Genomic DNA, 265 nt, shown 5'->3' with positions numbered 1-265 from the left:
GCCGCCTTCCGCGCCCTCGATGTGGCCCTGCCGATGCTGGAGCCCGGCAAGTCCCTGCGCATCGCCATGCTGCCCCAGGGCCAGGACCCGGACGACCTGATGCGCGCCAGCGGTCCCTCGGCGATCGAGGCGGTGCTCTCGGGTGCGCGACCTCTCGTCGAGATGCTGTGGGCCCGCGAGACCGAGGCGGCCACCCTGGACACGCCGGAGCGCCGGGCCGGGCTCGCCCGAACCCTCAGGGAGGCGGTGGCCGGAATCCGCGACA

The 265-nt window shown here is 74.7% G+C and carries 1 pseudogene; it reads left to right on the top strand.

From position 1 onward, the window contains the following. Positions 1-265 (top strand): annotated as a pseudogene (locus AC1RQI_RS17230) (hypothetical protein); the annotation flags it as partial.

The sequence above is a fragment of the Salicola sp. AFF1 genome (genome assembly GCF_056783195.1).
The sequence above is the reverse complement of the archived record's forward strand: the minus strand, read 5'-3'. Positions and strand labels throughout refer to the sequence as shown.